This is a genomic window from Pseudomonas lactucae, from assembly GCF_016937615.1.
GTDB lineage: Bacteria > Pseudomonadota > Gammaproteobacteria > Pseudomonadales > Pseudomonadaceae > Aquipseudomonas > Aquipseudomonas lactucae.
In genome coordinates, this window is the sequence record NZ_JAFHKI010000086.1 from 1 (window position 1) to 16664 (window position 16664).

General features: G+C 58.4%; 12 protein-coding genes and 1 pseudogene. 1 reads left to right on the top strand and 12 read right to left on the bottom strand.

Annotated features, from left to right (window positions below; translation table 11 throughout):
* Positions 1–167: 167 nt before the first annotated feature.
* The 9 genes and pseudogenes from sucD to sdhC all read right to left on the bottom strand — a co-directional run bounded on the left by sucD (position 168) and on the right by sdhC (position 11539).
* Positions 168–1049 carry a succinate--CoA ligase subunit alpha gene (gene sucD / locus JWR98_RS16475; protein WP_003172813.1) on the bottom strand — a complete coding sequence of 294 codons (882 nt, stop codon included), beginning with the start codon at positions 1047–1049 and terminating at the stop codon, positions 168–170.
* Positions 1049–2215 (bottom strand): ADP-forming succinate--CoA ligase subunit beta, encoded by a 1167-nt coding sequence (sucC, locus tag JWR98_RS16480; RefSeq protein WP_003233235.1) that lies wholly within the window; start codon positions 2213–2215, stop codon positions 1049–1051. Before sucC ends, sucD begins: the two co-directional genes overlap by 1 nt.
* Before the next feature lie 204 nt (positions 2216–2419).
* Positions 2420–3856 carry a dihydrolipoyl dehydrogenase gene (gene lpdA / locus JWR98_RS16485; RefSeq protein ID WP_205490566.1) on the bottom strand — a complete coding sequence of 479 codons (1437 nt, stop codon included), beginning with the start codon at positions 3854–3856 and terminating at the stop codon, positions 2420–2422.
* 99 nt (positions 3857–3955) lie between these two features.
* A complete protein-coding gene (gene odhB / locus JWR98_RS16490) occupies positions 3956–5176 on the bottom strand; it encodes a 2-oxoglutarate dehydrogenase complex dihydrolipoyllysine-residue succinyltransferase (RefSeq protein WP_078732284.1) in 1221 nt (406 codons plus the stop codon).
* A 44-nt stretch (positions 5177–5220) separates the two neighbouring features.
* Positions 5221–8052: a 2-oxoglutarate dehydrogenase E1 component gene (locus tag JWR98_RS16495; RefSeq protein ID WP_078732283.1), complete on the bottom strand. Its 2832-nt coding sequence runs from the start codon at positions 8050–8052 to the stop codon at positions 5221–5223.
* Between the two features lie 261 nt (positions 8053–8313).
* A complete protein-coding gene (locus tag JWR98_RS16500) occupies positions 8314–9018 on the bottom strand; it encodes a succinate dehydrogenase iron-sulfur subunit (RefSeq protein WP_003172807.1) in 705 nt (234 codons plus the stop codon).
* An 11-nt stretch (positions 9019–9029) separates the two neighbouring features.
* A pseudogene (gene sdhA, locus JWR98_RS16505) lies at positions 9030–10799 on the bottom strand (succinate dehydrogenase flavoprotein subunit).
* 3 nt (positions 10800–10802) lie between these two features.
* Positions 10803–11171, bottom strand: a complete 369-nt coding sequence (sdhD, locus tag JWR98_RS16510; RefSeq protein WP_003172805.1) for a succinate dehydrogenase, hydrophobic membrane anchor protein — start codon at positions 11169–11171, stop codon at positions 10803–10805.
* Complete coding sequence (sdhC, locus tag JWR98_RS16515; protein ID WP_003172804.1) at positions 11165–11539, bottom strand: succinate dehydrogenase, cytochrome b556 subunit; 375 nt, start codon at positions 11537–11539, stop codon at positions 11165–11167. The genes sdhD and sdhC overlap by 7 nt, the downstream gene beginning before the upstream one ends.
* A 365-nt stretch (positions 11540–11904) precedes the next feature.
* Between sdhC and gltA the strand changes: the two genes are divergently transcribed.
* Positions 11905–13194, top strand: coding sequence for a citrate synthase (gene gltA, locus JWR98_RS16520; protein ID WP_003172803.1), 1290 nt, complete (start codon positions 11905–11907; stop codon positions 13192–13194).
* Between the two features lie 248 nt (positions 13195–13442).
* Here the strand turns inward: gltA and JWR98_RS16525 are convergent, their stop codons facing one another.
* The 3 genes from JWR98_RS16525 to JWR98_RS16535 form a co-directional block, all read right to left on the bottom strand.
* Positions 13443–15101, bottom strand: coding sequence for a cation acetate symporter (locus JWR98_RS16525; RefSeq protein WP_003172802.1), 1659 nt, complete (start codon positions 15099–15101; stop codon positions 13443–13445).
* Positions 15098–15409 carry a DUF485 domain-containing protein gene (locus JWR98_RS16530; RefSeq protein WP_003172801.1) on the bottom strand — a complete coding sequence of 104 codons (312 nt, stop codon included), beginning with the start codon at positions 15407–15409 and terminating at the stop codon, positions 15098–15100. Before JWR98_RS16530 ends, JWR98_RS16525 begins: the two co-directional genes overlap by 4 nt.
* A gap of 261 nt (positions 15410–15670) precedes the next feature.
* A complete protein-coding gene (locus tag JWR98_RS16535; protein ID WP_078823808.1) occupies positions 15671–16522 on the bottom strand; it encodes a glycine betaine ABC transporter substrate-binding protein in 852 nt (283 codons plus the stop codon).
* Between the last annotated feature and the right edge of the window lie 142 nt (positions 16523–16664).

The window sequence follows — 16664 nt, forward strand, 5'->3', positions numbered from 1 at the left end:
AAGCTCTAATGCCAGTCAGTTAAGGGACACACTGTATCTGTGGCGAGGGAGCTTGCTCCCACACATTTGCATCTCTGCCAGCCTCAGGGATTTTTGCTGAACCCAAAATGCACAAAGGCCACCCGAAGGTGGCCTTTGTGTGGTGAAGCGTCAGCTAAGCGCGAGGCTTACTTGACAGCCCAACCGGTCAGCTCGGCCAGGGCCTTGCCGATGTCTGCCAGCGAACGCACGGTTTTAACGCCTGCGTCTTGCAGTGCAGCGAATTTCTCGTCCGCAGTGCCTTTGCCGCCGGAGATGATTGCGCCAGCATGGCCCATGCGCTTGCCCGCAGGGGCAGTCACACCGGCGATGTAGGAAACAACCGGCTTGGTCACGTGAGCCTTGATGTAGGCAGCCGCTTCTTCTTCAGCCGAACCGCCGATCTCGCCGATCATCACGATCGCTTCGGTCTTCGGGTCTTCCTGGAACAGCTTCAGGATATCGATGAAGTTGGAGCCTGGGATCGGGTCACCGCCGATGCCGACGCAAGTCGACTGACCGAAACCGGCGTCAGTGGTCTGCTTCACAGCTTCGTAGGTCAGGGTGCCGGAACGGGAAACGATACCGACTTTACCTGGCAAGTGAATGTGACCTGGCATGATGCCGATCTTGCATTCGCCTGGGGTGATCACGCCTGGGCAGTTAGGGCCGATCAGGACTACGCCCAGTTCGTCGCACTTAACTTTAGCGTCCAGCATGTCCAGGGTAGGAATGCCTTCGGTGATGCAGACGATCAGCTTGATGCCGCCGAATGCCGCTTCCAGGATGGAGTCCTTGCAGAAAGGAGCTGGAACGTAGATCACGCTGGCGGTGGCGCCAGTGGCAGCTACAGCATCTTTCACGGTGTTGAACACTGGCAGGCCCAGGTGCTCGGTACCGCCTTTGCCCGGCGTTACGCCACCAACCATCTTGGTGCCGTATTCGATGGCTTGCTGGGTGTGGAAACTACCTTGCGAACCGGTAATACCCTGGCAGATAACTTTGGTGTCTTTATTGATCAGGACGCTCATTATTTGCCCTCCGCAGCTTTGACAACTTGTTGAGCAGCGTCGGTCAGGCTGGTAGCCGCGATGATGTTCAAACCGCTTTCTGCCAGTACTTTAGCGCCCAGTTCAGCGTTGTTACCTTCAAGGCGAACAACAACCGGGATTTTAACGCCGACTTCTTTCACCGCGCCGATGATGCCTTCGGCAATCATGTCGCAACGAACGATGCCGCCGAAGATGTTGACCAGTACTGCAGCGACGTTGGAGTCGGACAGGATGATCTTGAACGCTTCGGTCACGCGTTCCTTGGTAGCACCGCCGCCCACGTCGAGGAAGTTGGCCGGTTTGCCGCCATGCAGGTTGACGATGTCCATGGTACCCATGGCCAGGCCGGCACCGTTGACCATGCAACCGATGTTACCTTCCAGGGCTACGTAGTTCAGTTCGAACTTGGCAGCGTGCGCTTCGCGCGGATCGTCTTGCGACGGATCGTGGAAAGTCTTCAGCTTAGGCTGACGGTACATGGCGTTGGCGTCGATGTTGATCTTGGCGTCGAGGCAGTGCAGATCGCCGTCAGCCTTGATCACCAGCGGGTTCACTTCCAGCAGGGCCAGATCGTGGTCCTGGAACAGTTTGGCCAGGCCTACGAAGATCTTGGCGAACTGGGCAACTTGCTTGCCTTCCAGGCCCAGCTGGAAAGCCAGCTCGCGACCCTGGAACGGCTGAGCGCCAACCAGTGGATCGATAGTGGCTTTCAGAATTTTTTCTGGGGTTTCGTGAGCGATCTTCTCGATGTCCACGCCACCTTCGGTGGAAGCCATGAACACGATGCGACGGCTCGAACGGTCAACGACAGCGCCCAGGTACAGCTCTTTAGCGATATCAGTGCACGATTCAACCAGGATCTTGGTGACTGGCTGGCCATTGGCATCAGTCTGGTAAGTCACCAGACGCTTGCCCAGCCACTGCTGTGCGAAGGCCTTGGCGTCTTCTTTGCTGCGAACCAGCTTAACGCCGCCCGCTTTACCGCGACCACCTGCGTGGACCTGGGCTTTGACAACCCACTCGGTGCCACCGATTTTGTCGCAAGCTTCTGCTGCTGCTTCCGGGGTGTCTACTGCGTAGCCCTTGGAAACTGGCAGGCCGTATTCAGCGAACAGCTGCTTACCCTGATACTCGTGAAGATTCATGCTTTTTACCGTCTTCGTTAGGTACTGCGCATTCGGCGCTGCGCTCATTATGAGTGCCGCGCCACCTGTGACTGCTGCTTGCGCAACTTGCGGGGCTTATGGCCCGTAAAGCTGCGCAAGGCTGCGTCCAGCGGATATTCCGCGGTGAGTCTTGCGCACAAGGCTCACGACGGGCAACTCCGCCGTGGTTTCTTATTATCTCGCTTAGCGCTTCTTGCGGTTGGCGATGTGGATGGCGCCGCCATTCACTGCCAACGCAGCTTCGTGCAACGCTTCGGACAGGGTTGGATGGGAGAAGACCATCATGCCCAGGTCCTCGGCACTGGTGCCGAATTCCATACCGATTGCGCCTTGCTGAACCAGTTCTGCAGCGCTTGGGCCAATCACGTGGACGCCCAATACGCGGTCAGTCTTGGCATCAGCGATGACTTTGACAAAACCACCGGTGTCGTTGGCTGCCATGGCACGGCCAGAAGCGGCGAACGGGAAGGTGCCGACGTTAACTTCAACGCCTTCAGCTTTCAACTGCTGTTCGTTCTTGCCGACCCATGCAATTTCCGGGTGAGTGTAGATAACCGATGGAATCAGGTCGTAGTTCATCTGGGTTTTGTGGCCCTGGATGCGCTCGACAACCATGATGCCTTCTTCGGAAGCCTTGTGCGCCAGCATCATGCCGCGCACCACGTCGCCAATGGCGTAGACGCCAGGCACGGTGGTAGCGCAGTGATCGTCAACGTGGATGAAGCCACGCTCGTCGATGTTCACGCCGCTGTCAGCTGCCAGCAGGTCGGTAGTCACTGGACGGCGACCAACGGCTACGATCAGCTTGTCGAACGTGATGGTCTGTTCGCCATCCTTGTCGGTGTAGGTCACGACCACTTCTTCGCCGTTGACCTTCGAGCCGGTCACGCGAGCGCCCAGCTTGATGTCCAGACCTTGTTTGGTCAGGGTTTTCAGCGCTTCCTTGGACACAGCGGTGTCGGCGGCCAGCAGGAACGTGTCCAGGGCTTCCAGCACGGTCACTTGCGAACCCAGGCGGGACCATACCGAACCCAGCTCCAGGCCAATCACGCCGGCGCCGATCACGCCCAGACGCTTAGGCACTGCCTGGAATTCCAGGGCGCCGGTCGAATCGACGATCACGTTCTGGTCAACCGGAGCCGGTGGAATGTCGATTGGGCGCGAACCTGGGGCCAGGATCACGTTTTCGGCTTCGATGACTTCAACCGAACCGTCCGGCTTGGTGATCTCGACTTTCTTGCCGGCCAGCAGTTTGCCGTGGCCTTGCAGGGAAGTTACGCCGTTGGCCTTGAACAAGGTGGCAACGCCGGAAGTCAGGCCTTTGACGATGTTGGCTTTACGGCCGACCATCGCTGGCACGTCCATGGTCACGCCAGCATGATTGATACCGTGGATCGCGAAGCCGTCTTGGGCTTCATGGAATTTCCAGGAGCTGTCCAGCAGCGCCTTGGAAGGAATGCAACCAACGTTCAGGCAAGTACCGCCCAATGCCAGTTTGCCTTCCTTGTCGGTGTATTTTTCGATGCAAGCAGTCGAGAGGCCCAGTTGCGCGGCCTTGATGGCGGCAACATAGCCGCCAGGGCCCGCACCAATCACTACGACGTCAAATTTCTGTGTCATGAAAATAGATCCTCTATTAGCTTCAAGCGTCAAGCTTCAAGCTGCAAGCCAAACTGCATTTACTTGCAGCTTGCAGCTCGCAACTTGAAGCTGCTCCAATCAAATATCCAGGAGCAAGCGAGCCGGGTCTTCCAGCAGATTCTTGATGGTCACCAGGAAAGTCACGGCTTCTTTACCATCGATCAGGCGGTGATCGTAAGACAGTGCCAGGTACATCATCGGGCGGATCACGACTTGGCCATTGATGGCCATCGGACGCTGGATGATGTTGTGCATGCCCAGGATCGCGGCTTGTGGCGGGTTGACGATCGGCGTCGACATCATCGAACCGAAGGTACCACCGTTGGTGATGGTGAAGGTACCACCGGTCATCTCGTCGATGGTCAGCTTGCCATCACGGGCTTTCTTGCCGAAGTTGGCGATGCCGCCTTCGATTTCAGCCAGGCTCATCAATTCGGCGTTACGCAGAACCGGAACCACCAGGCCACGGTCGCTGGACACGGCAACACCGATATCTGCATAGCCATGGTAAACGATGTCGCCGCCATCGATGGAAGCGTTGACCGCCGGGAAGCGTTTCAGCGCCTCGGTGGCCGCTTTCACGAAGAACGACATGAAGCCCAAACGCACGCCGTTATGGCTCTTCTCAAAGAGGTCCTTGTACTTCGAACGCAACGCCATGACTTCGGTCATGTCGACTTCGTTGAACGTGGTCAGCATCGCCATGTTCGACTGTGCTTCAACCAGGCGCTTGGCCACGGTGGCACGCACACGGGTCATCGGTACGCGCTTCTCGGTACGGTCGCCTGCAGCGAACACAGGCGCGGCGGCGGCCGGTGCGGCAGCCTTGGCAGGTGCGGCAGCTGGTGCGTTCTTCTTGGCTTCAACAGCGGCAACCACGTCTTCCTTGGTCACACGGCCGTCTTTGCCGGTGCCTTTGATGGACGCCAGGTTGATGCCGTTTTCTTCAGCCAGCTGACGCGCAGCCGGTGCGGCGATTGGATCTTCACCGCCAGCGGCCGGAACGACAGCCGGAGCCGAAGCTGCAGCCGGTGCAGCGGCGGCAGGGGCTGCTGCGGCGCTGCCCTCTTCGATCGAACCCAATACCTGGTTCGACAGAACGGTAGCGCCTTCTTCGGCAACGATTGCGCCCAGCACGCCGTCAGCTTCGGCTAACACTTCCAGAACGACTTTGTCGGTCTCGATGTCGACGATCAGGTCGTCACGCTTGACGGCCTCACCTGGTTTCTTGTGCCAGGTGGCAACGGTGCCATCGGCAACCGATTCCGGGAATGACGGGGCTTTGATTTCGATAGCCATTATCTGTGGGTCCTTAAAATTCGGTTTCAGTCAGCGCGAAGGCGTTAAACAGTGAAAGCATCTTGCAGCAGTTTTTCCTGCTGCTCGGCGTGCATCGACGCATAACCACACGCAGGTGCAGCAGAGGCATCACGACCGGCGTACTCAAGGTTCAGGGCCTTGTTGTGGTTGCCGATACTGCGACGCAAATGATGCTGGCTGCTGTACCAGGCGCCCTGGTTCATCGGTTCTTCCTGGCACCACACCGCGTTCGTGAGGTTGGTGTAAGGCGCGATGATCTCCATGAGGTCATCTTCCGGGAACGGGTAAAGCTGCTCGATACGCACGATGGCGATGTCTTCGCGGCCTTCGGCACGGCGTTTTTCCAGCAGATCGTAGTAGACCTTGCCGCTGCACAGGATCAGGCGAGTGACCTTGGCCGCGTCCAGTGTGTCGATCTCCGGAATAACGGTCTGGAACGAACCTTCGGCCAGATCTTCCAGGGTCGAGATGGCCAACTTGTGACGCAGCAGCGACTTCGGTGTCAGCACGACCAGCGGCTTGCGCAGCGGGCGGATCACCTGGCGACGCAGCAAGTGGTAGATCTGGGCCGGGGTCGTCGGCACGCACACCTGGATGTTGTGCTCGGCGCACAGCTGCAGGTAACGCTCCAGACGGGCCGAGGAGTGCTCGGGGCCCTGACCTTCATAACCGTGTGGCAGCAACATGGTCAGACCGCACAGACGGCCCCACTTGTGCTCGCCGCTGGTGATGAACTGGTCGATAACCACTTGGGCACCGTTGGCGAAGTCGCCGAACTGGGCTTCCCAGATCACCAGCGCGTTAGGCGTGGTGGTGGAGTAGCCGTATTCGAACGCCAGTACGGCTTCTTCGGACAGGAACGAATCGTACAGGTCGAAACGTGGCTGGCCTTCGTACAGGTTCTGCAACGGGATGTAGGTGCCCGCGTCTTTCTGGTTGTGCAGCACCGCATGACGGTGCGAGAACGTACCGCGGCCGATGTCCTGGCCAGTCATGCGGATCGGGTGACCTTCGAACGCCAGGGTCGCGTACGCCATGGTTTCGGCGTAACCCCAGTTGATCGGCAGGCCGCCGGCTTGCATCTTCTGACGGTCTTCGTAGATCTTCGCAACCTGGCGCTGCACCACGAAGCCTTCTGGAATTTCCAGCAGCTTGGCGGACAGTTCCTGCAGGGTCTTGAGGTCGAACGAAGTGTCGTGACGCGCCGTCCAGGTGTGACCCAGGTATGGACGCCAGTCCACGAACAGCTCTTTGTTCGGCTCTTTGACCAGGCTTTTTACAACATGCAGGCCATTGTCCAGCGCGTTGCGGTATTCATCGATTTTCGCCTGAACCCGCGCGTCATCCAAAATACCGGCCTTGGTCAGGCTTTCGGCGTACAGCTCACGGGTGGTGCGCTGCTTGGTGATCTGCTGGTACATCAACGGCTGGGTGCCGCTTGGTTCATCCGCTTCGTTGTGACCGCGACGGCGGTAGCAAACCAGGTCGATCACCACGTCACGCTTGAACTGCATGCGGTAGTCGACAGCCAGTTGAGTCACGAACAGCACGGCTTCCGGGTCATCACCATTCACATGCAGGATCGGCGCCTGGATCATCTTGGCAACGTCGGTGGCGTACTCGGTGGAGCGCGCATCCAGCGGGTTGCTGATGGTGAAGCCAACCTGGTTGTTGATCACGATGTGAACGGTACCACCGGTCTTGAAGCCGCGGGTCTGCGACATCTGGAAGGTTTCCAGGACCACGCCTTGACCGGCGAATGCCGCGTCGCCGTGGATGGAAATCGGCAGGACCTTTTCACCGCTGGTGTCGTTACGACGATCCTGGCGCGCACGGACCGAACCCTCGACCACTGGGGAAACGATTTCCAGGTGGGAGGGGTTGAAGGCCATGGCCAGGTGAACTTCACCGCCCGTGGTCATGACGTTGGACGAGAAGCCCTGGTGGTATTTAACGTCACCGGAACCCAGCTCGACCTTCTTCTTGCCTTCGAACTCGTCGAACAGCTCACGCGGGTTCTTGCCGAAGGTGTTGACCAACACGTTCAGGCGACCACGGTGGGCCATGCCGATCACGATTTCCTTGGTGCCGTAGGAACCGGAACGCTGGATCAACTCGTCGAGCATCGGAATCAGGCTTTCGCCGCCTTCCAGGCCGAAACGCTTGGTGCCCGGGTATTTGGTACCCAGGTATTTTTCCAGACCTTCGGCCGCGGTGACGCGCTCCAGCAGGTGGCTGCGCACGTCGGCGGACAGCACCGGACGGCCACGCACGCCTTCCAGGCGATGCTGGAACCAGTGGCGTTGCTCGGAATCGGTGATATGCGTGAATTCAGCGCCGATGGTGCGGCAATATGTCTGCTGCAACGCTTCGTGAATTTCGCGTAGGCTCGCTTCCTCTTTGCCGATGAACAGGTCGCCGGCACGGAAGGTCGTATCAAGATCGGCATTGGTCAAGCCGTAATGATTGATCGACAGGTCAGCCGGTGCAGGACGCTGCCAGAGCCCCAGCGGGTCAAGCTGGGCCGCCTGGTGGCCACGCATCCGGTAGGCCTGGATCAGTCGCAGTACTTCAACTTGCTTCTTCTCGTGCTCACTGCTCACGCTGCCGGCGGAAACCGGTTGGGCGCGGCGCTGGTTCTTTGCCAGCAGTACGAAATGATCGCGAATCGCAGCGTGCGATACATCGGTGGCAGCGTTGCCGTCTGAAGACAACGTCTGAAATTTGGTGCGCCATTCTTCTGGCACAGCGTTAGGGTCGTGCAGGTAGAGCTCATAAAGCTCTTCCACATAGGCAGCGTTACCACCTGAAAGATAGCCGCTGTTCCACATGCGCTGCATCACGCTTTCTTGCATGCTTGGTCACCCTCGATTTGGGGACACCACCGGCGAAAACACCGAGTTTGCTTGCAAAAGGCCAAGTGCAGCGACCAAAACAAGCCACTTAGGATCACGCTGATAGTTCGGGTACCAACCCGAATGCCCCTGCTTGTCTCATTTCTTCAAAATAAGAGCTGCGGCTTTGTAAGTCGCTGCTCAAGTTAAAACTACGGCGCCGGTTGAAGCCTGCGCCGCAGCATTTACGGGCACAACGGTCCTGCTTTACTGCAACGTCGCTTACACGCCGCTTTGCAGCAGCATGTTACGGATGTGACCAATGGCCTTAGTCGGGTTCAGGCCTTTGGGACATACGTTGACGCAGTTCATGATCCCGCGGCAGCGGAATACGCTGAACGGGTCATCCAGCGAAGCCAGTCGCTCGGACGTCTTGGTGTCACGGCTGTCTGCCAGGAAGCGGTACGCTTGCAGCAGGGCAGCCGGGCCCAGGAACTTGTCCGGGTTCCACCAGAAGGACGGGCAGGAGGTCGAGCAACAAGCGCACAGGATGCACTCGTACAGACCGTCGAGCTTTTCGCGCTCTTCCGGGGACTGCAGACGTTCGATGGCCGGAGCCGGCGTGTCGTTCTGCAGGAACGGCTTAACTTTCTCGTATTGCTTGTAGAAGATGCTCATATCGACGACCAGGTCACGGATAACCGGCAAACCTGGCAGAGGACGAACGATCAGCTTGTTGCCTTTGACCACGGCCGACAGCGGCGTGATGCACGCCAGGCCGTTTTTGCCGTTGATGTTCATGCCGTCGGAACCGCACACACCTTCACGGCAAGAGCGACGATAGGAGAAACCCTCGTCCTGCTCTTTGATCAGTGCCAATACATCCAGCACCATCAGGTCTTTACCGCCGGTATCGACCTGGAATTCCTGCATGAACGGCGCAGCGTCCTGATCAGGGTTGTAGCGATAAACACTGACTTTCAACATGGCAGTCACCCTTAGTAAGTCCGAATTTTCGGTTCAAACGTCGGAACCGTCTTCGGCGAGAAGTTCACGGCACGCTTGGTTACGCGCTTGTCACCCGGGAAGTACAGGGTGTGGCACAACCAGTTTTCGTCGTCGCGGTCTTCATAGTCTTCACGGGCGTGGGCACCACGGGATTCTTTACGAACCTCGGCGGCGATCGCCGTCGCTTCAGCCACTTCCAACAGGTTTTGCAGCTCAAGGGCTTCGATACGAGCGGTGTTGAACGCCTGGCTCTTATCGTTGATCTTGACGTTGGCGATGCGCTTGCGCAGGTCAGCCAGTTGGGCGATACCTTTTTGCATGTATTCGCCGGTACGGAACACACCGAAGTAGTTCTGCATGCAGCTTTGCAGCTCGCGACGCAGGGTAGCCACGTCTTCACCGTCCGTGCGCTCGTTCAGAGCGTTCAGGCGCGCCAGGGCGGCTTCGATGTTGGCGTCGGTGGCGTCATCGTATTCGATGCCGTCGGTCAGTGCCTTTTCCAGGTGCAGGCCGGCAGCGCGACCGAATACCACCAGGTCGAGCAGCGAGTTGCCGCCCAGGCGGTTGGCGCCGTGCACCGATACGCAGGCGACTTCGCCTACCGCGAACAGACCGTGAATGATCTCGTCCACGCCTTCGGCGTTCTGGGTGATCGCCTGGCCATGAATGTTGGTCGGCACGCCGCCCATCATATAGTGGCAAGTCGGAACAACCGGAACCGGAGCAACCACCGGGTCAACGTGGGCGAAGGTCTTGGACAGTTCGCAGATACCTGGCAGGCGGCTGTGCAGCACTTCTTCGCCCAGGTGATCGAGCTTGAGCAGTACGTGGTCGCCGTTCGGGCCACAGCCGTTACCGGCGATGATCTCTTTAACCATGGAACGGGCAACAACGTCACGGCCGGCCAAGTCTTTGGCGTTCGGCGCATAACGCTCCATGAAACGCTCGCCGTGCTTGTTGATCAGGTAACCGCCTTCACCACGGCAACCTTCGGTGACCAGTACACCGGCGCGCGATGCCGGTTGGGTGGAACTGCCACATTTCTATGTCTTGCACCGGCACGCCGGCACGCAATGCCATGCCAACGCCGTCACCGGTGTTGATCAGGGCGTTGGTGGTCGATGCGTAGATACGGCCTGCACCGCCCGTCGCCAGCACGGTAGCCTTGGCGCGGATATAGGTGGTTTCACCGGTTTCGATGCAGATGGCGATCACGCCGACGAACGCGCCGTCGGCATTCTTCACCAGATCCACCGCGTAGTACTCGTTCAGGAACGTGGTACCGGCTTTCAGGTTGCCCTGATACAGGGTGTGCAGCAACGCGTGACCGGTACGGTCGGACGCGGCACAGGTACGGGCAGCCTGGCCGCCTTTACCGTAATCCTTCGACTGACCGCCGAATGGACGCTGGTAGATACGACCTTGCTCGGTACGCGAGAACGGCAGACCCATGTGGTCCAGCTCGAACACCGCAGCCGGGCCTTCCTGGCACATGTATTCGATAGCGTCCTGGTCACCGATGTAGTCGGAACCCTTGACGGTATCGTACATGTGCCAGCGCCAGTCATCGTTCGGGTCGGCGGAAGCGATGGCGCAGGTGATGCCACCCTGGGCCGATACGGTGTGGGACCGCGTCGGGAACACCTTGGTGATCACGCAGTCTTGTGACCGCCCTGGGCCAGCTGCAGCGCTGCGCGCATGCCGGCACCGCCGCCACCAATAATGATGGCGTCGAAGGAAATAGTTGGAATGTTAGCCATGAATCAGATACCCCAAAGAATCTGCACACCCCAGACGAAGTAAGCGAACATCGCAACGCCGCATACCGCCTGGAAGAGGAAACGGACTGCGGTCGCGGACTTGCCAAGCGCCATTGGCGTCAGGTAGTCGGTCGCGATGGTCCACATGCCGACCCAGGCGTGAGCGCCCAGGGCTACAAGGGCCAGCAGACTGAAGATTCGCATTGCATTGTGGGAAAACAGGCCGTGCCATTGCTCATAGCCGATGCCCGGATTTGCCACGAGGTATCCGATCAGGAAAATGAAATAAGCCGCGAGAACGACCGCAGACACACGCTGTGCCATCCAGTCATAGAGGCCCGAACGCGACAGATTCGTTACGCTGGTTACCATATCCAAACTCCTGCCAGAACGATCAGCACCACGGAAATGGCGATGATGATTTTCGAGCCCAGGCGGCCGCCTTCCAGCGTCTCACCGATGCCCATGTCCATGATCAAGTGGCGCACGCCGGCTACCAGGTGATACAGCAGAGCGGACAGAAGACCCCATGCTACGAACTTGGCCAGCGGGCTGGTCAAGCATGCCTTCACCTCGGCGTAACCTTCCTCGGAACCCAGGGATTTGCTCAATGCATAAAGCATGATGCCCAAGCCCAGGAACAGGATGATGCCGGAAACACGGTGCAGGAACGACGTAACGCCGGTGATGGGGAGTTTGATGGTCCTTAGGTCTAGGTTTACAGGTCGTTGGCTATTCACGGCTTTTTTTCACACTGAAGAGCCCCTAACAATCAGGGCAAAGTTGTTGGGGAGTGCGACTGGTCAGGTAAGCACCACCCAGGGAGTGCGACCCCCAATGAAAGCAAGCCCAAAAGCCCTTGGCGGTCGGTGGCCGAGTATAGACAGTTAGGTTACTAATGACAACGCGCGCTCCTCACCCTAATAGCGGATTGCGCTGGCGGGATAAAAGGCGTAAATGGCAGGCAATTTCGAGGAAAAAGTACGGTTAAAGCCTTCTGGAGCAAGACTTTAGGCAAATTGACATCTGAATTTATCTCACTATAGTGGTGCGGGCCCTGCGTGGGGGGTCTGTCTGATGATTTGAAGCATAAATAGGAGGCCACATGGCTGACAAAAAAGCGCAGTTGATCATCGAGGGCGCAGCCCCCGTCGAGCTGCCCATTTTAACCGGCACCGTTGGTCCCGATGTTATCGACGTACGGGGCCTGACGGCCACGGGCCGTTTCACTTTCGACCCAGGCTTCATGTCGACCGCCTCTTGCGAGTCGAAGATCACCTATATCGACGGCGATAATGGCATCCTGCTGCATCGGGGCTACCCGATCGAGCAACTGGCTGAAAAGTCGGACTACCTGGAAACCTGCTACCTGCTGCTAAATGGCGAATTGCCAACAGCCGAGCAAAAAGCCCAGTTCGTCAGCACGGTGAAGAACCACACCATGGTTCACGAGCAGTTGAAGACCTTCTTCAACGGCTTCCGTCGCGACGCCCACCCAATGGCCGTCATGTGCGGTGTGGTTGGCGCCCTGTCGGCCTTCTATCACGACTCCCTCGACATCAATAACCCGCAGCATCGCGAAATTTCCGCGATCCGCCTGGTTGCCAAGATGCCGACCCTGGCCGCAATGGTTTACAAGTACTCCATGGGCCAACCCATGATGTACCCGCGCAACGACCTGACGTACGCGGAAAACTTCCTGCACATGATGTTCAACACGCCGTGCGAGATCAAACCGATCAGCCCGGTGCTCGCCAAGGCCATGGACCGGATTTTTATCCTCCATGCCGACCACGAGCAGAACGCCTCGACGTCCACCGTGCGCCTGGCAGGCTCTTCGGGTGCCAACCCGTTCGCCTGTATCGCCGCCGGCATCGCCGCACTGTGGGGCCCTGCCCACGGCGGTGCGAACGAAGCCGTATTGACCATGCTCGATGAAATCGGCGATGTGTCCAACATCGACAAGTTCATTGCCAAGGCCAAGGACAAGAACGATCCGTTCAAGTTGATGGGCTTCGGTCACCGGGTTTACAAGAACCGCGACCCGCGCGCCACCGTCATGAAACAGACCTGCGACGAAGTGTTGAAGGAACTGGGCATCAAGAATGATCCGCAACTCGAACTGGCCATGCGCCTGGAAGAGATCGCCCTGACCGACCCGTACTTCATCGAACGCTCGCTGTACCCGAACGTCGACTTCTACTCGGGGATCATCCTCAAGGCGATCGGCATTCCAACCAGCATGTTCACCGTGATCTTCGCCTTGGCGCGGACCGTGGGCTGGATCTCCCACTGGAAAGAAATGCTCTCCAGCCCGTACAAGATTGGCCGCCCGCGCCAGCTGTACACCGGCTACGAGTCGCGTGACATTACCAAGCTGGAAGATCGCAAGTAAGCATTTAGCTGCTTGGTTGTACTGAGAACGCCTCCCTTAGTGGAGGCCGTTTTTGTTTGTGCTGTCTGGGCTGGCCTCATCGGGGGCAAGCCCCCTCCCACATTGACCGTGCTTACAGATAGAGATGTGTAAACCCGATCCAGTGTGGGAGGGGGCTTGCCCCCGATGAGGCCAGCCCAGTCACTACAAATCTCAAAACAAAAAAATGCCCCGGCCTTTCGCGGGGCATTTCTTATACAGCTGCAACCTTAGTGATTAACCGCCCCACTCGCCCCCAGGCCAGTCTGCGAACGCACAAACTGTGGGAAGTACAGCGCACGTTCTTTCTCTGCCGCCGCCGACTTATCGGTGATGGAGAAGAACCAGATGCCGATGAACGCAATGATCATCGAGAACAGCGCCGGGTACTCGTACGGGAAGATGGCTTTTTCATGGTGCAGGATCGAGACCCAGATGGTCGGGCCAAGCACCATCAGGCCCACGGCACTGATCAGGCCCAGCCAGCCGCCGATCATCGCGCCACGGGTGGTGAGGTTTTTCCAGTACATGGAAAGCAGCAACACCGGGAAGTTACAGCTGGCGGCAATGGAGAACGCCAGGCCGACCATGAACGCGATGTTCTGGCTTTCGAACAGGATGCCCAGGCCGATGGCCAACACCGCCAGGGCGATGGTGGTGATCTTCGACACGCGAATCTCGTCCTTCTCGTTGGCCTTACCCTTCTTGATCACGCTGGCATACAGGTCATGGGACACCGCCGAGGCACCCGCCAGGGTCAAGCCGGCAACCACTGCCAGGATGGTGGCAAACGCGACCGCCGAAATGAAGCCCAGGAAGATACTGCCGCCCACGGCATTGGCCAGGTGCACCGCCGCCATGTTGTTACCGCCCAGCAAGGCACCCGCGGCATCCTTGAACGCCGGGTTGGTGCTGACCAGCAGGATCGCGCCGAAGCCGATGATAAAGGTCAGGATGTAGAAGTAGCCGATAAAGCCGGTTGCATACAGCACGCTCTTACGCGCTTCCTTGGCGTCGCTCACGGTGAAGAAGCGCATCAGGATGTGCGGCAGGCCTGCGGTACCGAACATCAGCGCCAGGCCAAGGGAGAATGCGGAAATCGGGTCTTTCACCAGGCCGCCAGGGCTCATGATCGCTTCACCTTTGGGGTGAACCTTGATCGCCTCGGAAAACAGCATGTTGAAGTCGAAGTTGACGTGCTTCATCACCATCAGCGCCATGAACGAAGCACCGGACAACAGCAGCACGGCCTTGATGATCTGCACCCAGGTGGTCGCCAGCATGCCGCCGAACAACACGTACATGCACATCAGGATACCGACCAGGATCACCGCGACGTGGTAGTCCAGACCGAAGAGCAGCTGAATCAGCTTGCCCGCGCCGACCATTTGCGCGATCAGGTAGAACGCCACCACCACCAGCGAGCCACAGGCCGACAGGCTGCGGATCTGGGTTTGCCCGAGGCGATAGGACGCCACGTCGGCAAAGGTGTACTTGCCCAGGTTACGCAGGCGTTCGGCGATCAGGAACAAAATGATCGGCCAGCCCACCAGGAAGCCGATCGAGTAGATCAGGCCGTCGTAGCCGGAGGTGAATACCAGCGCGGAAATCCCCAGGAAGGACGCGGCCGACATATAGTCGCCGGCAATCGCCAGGCCGTTCTGGAAACCGGTGATCTTGCCGCCGGCCGCATAGTAGTCGGCCGCCGATTTGTTGCGTTTGGAAGCCCAGTAGGTGATGCACAGGGTGGCGCCGACGAATGCGACGAACATCACGATGGCCGAGACGTTCAACGGTTGCTTGTGCACTTCACCGGTCAATGCGTCCGCCGCCCAGAGGGCAGGAGCAAAAAGCGAAGCGCCGAATACTGCCAGTAGACGACGAATCATTGCGCAGCCTCCTTGAGAATCGCATTGTTCAGGTCGTCAAACTCGCCATTGGCGCGACGCACGTAGATGCCGGTCAACACGAAGGCGGACACAATCAACCCGACGCCCAGGGGAATACCCCAGGTAATCGACGAACCGGGGCTGATCTTGGCCCCCAGTATTTGTGGCCCGTAGGCGATCAACAGGATGAAAGCGGAGTAAAGCCCTAGCATGATCGCCGAGAGAATCCAGGCGAATCGTTCCCTTTTTCTCACCAGCTCCTTGAAACGCGGGCTGTTTTGAATCGAGAGGTAAATGCTGTCGTTCATTGTTTTTATCCTCGCAGCACAGCTTTTTTATTATTGGAACATGGCCACTGTATGCGGCTCTGGAACAGGTTCCAGACGACCTTAGTAGTAGATCGAGTGTAGCGAGGGTTTGTGAGGGCGCAGAAACATTTGCGGGGGGGTGAAATTAATGTGGGAGGGGGCTTGCCCGATAGCGGAGTGTCAGTCATAGATGCTTTAACTGACCCACCGCTATCGGGGGCAAGCCCCCTCCCACAGGTGTTGTATCACGGCATTAGGGAGTTACTTACCGGTCCATTCAGCGACACGCTCAGGGTGCTTGGCGACCCAATCCTTGGCCGCTGCATCAGGCTTGGCGCCCTCCTGGATGGCGAGCATGACTTCGCCGATTTCATCCTTGGAAGCCCACTGGAACTTCTTCAGGAAAGCCGCGACTTCCGGCGCTTTGGCCTCCAGGCCCTTGCTGCCGATGCTGTTGACGGTTTCAGCCGCGCCGTAGATCCCTTTTGGATCGTCCAGGAAGCGCAGTTTCCACTTGGCGAACATCCAATGCGGCACCCAACCGGTGACGGCAATGGATTCCTGCTTGTCTTCGGCACGCGTCAGTTCGGCGATCATTGCCGCACCCGAACTGGCTTGCAGCTTGTAATCGAGGCCGTATTGCTTGATCGCTTCGTCGGTCTTGAGCATCACGCCTGAGCCGGCGTCGATCCCGACGATTTTGTTCTTGAAGGTGGTGTCGGTCTTGAGGTCTTCGATGGACTTGGCCTTGACGTACTCCGGCACGATCAGACCAATCTTGGCGTCCTTGAAGTTGGGGCCGTAGTCGACCACCTTGTCCTTGTTCTTGGTCCAGTATTCGCCGTGGGTCACTGGCAGCCAGGCCGAGAGCATGGCGTCGAGTTTGCCGGTGGCCACGCCCTGCCACATGATCCCGGTGGCGACCGCTTGCAGTTTCACGTCATAACCGAGCTTCTGTTTGATCACCTCCGCCGCCACGTGGGTGGTGGCAACACTGTCCGACCAGCCATCCACGTAGCCGATGCTCAGGGTTTTGCTGTCGGCGCTGGCCAGTGTGGAGCTCATCGCAACTACCAGAGTGGCAGCTGCGCCCAAGAGTCGTCGCATCTTCATCGTACTTCCCCGAAAGTGCTGCGCCCGACGGATGCCGAGCGACGTCAACCTGTTGTTATGTGGTGCACCGCGCCCCCTTCACGCGCATCGATCCGGTGGTTGCAGTATCAGTGGAGTGCTGACAGCTTGATCATCAACCCGC

Excerpts from the sequence above, each read along its gene's own strand:
- JWR98_RS16495 (WP_078732283.1), bottom strand. The coding sequence starts at position 8,052 with ATGCAAGAAAGCGTGATGCAGCGCATGTGGAACAGCGGCTATCTTTCA.
- odhB (WP_078732284.1), bottom strand. The coding sequence starts at position 5,176 with ATGGCTATCGAAATCAAAGCCCCGTCATTCCCGGAATCGGTTGCCGAT.
- JWR98_RS16535 (WP_078823808.1), bottom strand. The coding sequence starts at position 16,522 with ATGAAGATGCGACGACTCTTGGGCGCAGCTGCCACTCTGGTAGTTGCG.
- JWR98_RS16530 (WP_003172801.1), bottom strand. The coding sequence starts at position 15,409 with ATGAACGACAGCATTTACCTCTCGATTCAAAACAGCCCGCGTTTCAAG.
- sdhD (WP_003172805.1), bottom strand. The coding sequence starts at position 11,171 with ATGGTAACCAGCGTAACGAATCTGTCGCGTTCGGGCCTCTATGACTGG.
- gltA (WP_003172803.1), top strand. The coding sequence starts at position 11,905 with ATGGCTGACAAAAAAGCGCAGTTGATCATCGAGGGCGCAGCCCCCGTC.
- sucC (WP_003233235.1), bottom strand. The coding sequence starts at position 2,215 with ATGAATCTTCACGAGTATCAGGGTAAGCAGCTGTTCGCTGAATACGGC.
- JWR98_RS16500 (WP_003172807.1), bottom strand. The coding sequence starts at position 9,018 with ATGTTGAAAGTCAGTGTTTATCGCTACAACCCTGATCAGGACGCTGCG.
- sucD (WP_003172813.1), bottom strand. The coding sequence starts at position 1,049 with ATGAGCGTCCTGATCAATAAAGACACCAAAGTTATCTGCCAGGGTATT.
- JWR98_RS16525 (WP_003172802.1), bottom strand. The coding sequence starts at position 15,101 with ATGATTCGTCGTCTACTGGCAGTATTCGGCGCTTCGCTTTTTGCTCCT.
- lpdA (WP_205490566.1), bottom strand. The coding sequence starts at position 3,856 with ATGACACAGAAATTTGACGTCGTAGTGATTGGTGCGGGCCCTGGCGGC.